This is a genomic window from Halorubrum tibetense (assembly GCF_042661865.1).
Lineage (GTDB): Archaea > Halobacteriota > Halobacteria > Halobacteriales > Haloferacaceae > Halorubrum > Halorubrum tibetense.
The window spans coordinates 1-1,588 of the sequence record NZ_JBHSWW010000407.1 but is presented as its reverse complement, the minus strand read 5'-3'; the positions used below and the strand labels follow the sequence as shown (position 1 = coordinate 1,588).

At 66.7% G+C, this 1,588-nt stretch carries 2 protein-coding genes; both read left to right on the top strand.

Features of this window, described 5'->3' with window-relative positions:
- Positions 1 to 657: phosphohexomutase domain-containing protein (locus ACFQEU_RS15605; RefSeq protein ID WP_465261165.1), on the top strand; the 657-nt coding region annotated here is incomplete at its 5' end.
- Positions 658 to 869: 212 nt separating this feature from the next.
- Positions 870 to 1,349, top strand: coding sequence for a hypothetical protein (locus tag ACFQEU_RS15600; RefSeq protein WP_379783653.1), 480 nt, complete (start codon positions 870 to 872; stop codon positions 1,347 to 1,349).
- Positions 1,350 to 1,588 lie beyond the last annotated feature (239 nt).

Genomic DNA, 1,588 nt, shown 5'->3' with positions numbered 1-1,588 from the left:
GACGGCGACGCCGACCGCGCGGTGTTCGTCGACGAGACGGGGGCGGTCGTCGACGGCGACACGTCCTTCGCAGCACTGGCCGACGACGCCTTGGAGCCGGGCGACGCCGTCGTCAGCGCGGTCAACGTCTCCCAGCGGCTCGTCGACGTCTGCGACGACAACGACGCGGCACTGGAGCTGACCCCCATCGGCGCGACGAACATCATCACCCGTACCCGCGAGCTCGACGACGAGAGAACGTGGGTGCCGATCGCCGGCGAGGGGAACGGCGGGGTGTTCTTCCCGCCGTACCGGCTCTCGCGGGACGGCGCGTACATCGGTGCGAAGTTCCTCGAGCTACTCGCGGCCGCCGACGGCGCGCCGGCCAGCGAGGTGGTCGCGCCGTACGCGGACTACCACTTCGTGCGGGTCAACGTCGAGTACGACGGGGGAGACGAGCGTGAGGACATGCTCGCCGCCGCCCGCGCCTACGTCGAGACGGCCGACGCGACGCCGAACACGACCGACGGCTATCGCCTCGACTACGGCGACGCGTGGGTGCTCGTTCGACCCTCGGGGACGGAGCCGAAGATCCGTATCTACGCCGAATCCGCCGACGCCGACCGCGCCGAGCGACTCGCCGAGGAGATGCGACAGGCGGTCGAAAGCGGCCGGTAGCGGGGTCCTCGACCCGAACGGAGGTTATAAATCCGACCCCGAGTGGAGACAGCTACTTGTTACCGGTCTGCGTGGATTCACACGACTGCTTATCAACAGTTGAGGCAAGCGTCGGTGTCGGGTTCTCAGCGGTTTATCGCGAACCGGATCCGGTCGATGTGTCACATCGACCGTACGAGAAAACATTTATAACAGTATGTTAGTACTTAGCTATGGACCGACGAGCCCTCCTCTCATTGCTCGGAACCGCCGGTATCGGCGGCTTGGCAGGCTGTTCAACCGCCACCTCGACGACGCCCGAAGTCGCATCGAGCAGCATTCAGGCCCTGGATCGGCGCTGTCGCGACGCCCCGGACGAGTCGGCAACGATCACACCCAGCTCGGACGACGGGACACGGATACGGATCGAAGGGAGTATCGCGGTTCCGCGAGTCGCCGACGGGCTCTCCGTCACCGCGCTGAACGGCGTCGGAGAGCGCGACCGTGACGACGCGGATATGGAGGTCCGTATCGATTTCAACCCGGCCGACTCGCCTCCGAACACGGACCTCCCCGAGTGCGAGGGGGAGATCGCGTACGACGCGGCCGTCGAGTTCACGCACCCGCCAATGGACGTCACCGTTCGACACACCGTCGAGGATGCGGGGTCGTTCACGCTGAAAACGATGGCCACTCGAACGATCACTCGGTAAGCCCTGCCGCGACCGGCTGGTTCGAAGAAGGGTGCGTCCGAGGACACGACTCCGACGGAGCCGGCTTTATATATACCGGGGCGGACACGGTACCGGTATGACCGAGCACGAGCCCGTCGCGTCGGTGCGTGACACCGCCGAGGCGATCGCTACGATGGAGATCCGCGGCGCAGCGACGATCGCCGCCGGGGCGGCCGAGGCGCTGGCTGCGCAAGCGCGCGAAACCGACGCCGACTCCC

What these genes read in the sequence shown, in the direction of transcription:
- ACFQEU_RS15600 (WP_379783653.1), top strand. Translation starts at nt 870, where the DNA reads ATGGACCGACGAGCCCTCCTCTCATTGCTCGGAACCGCCGGTATCGGC.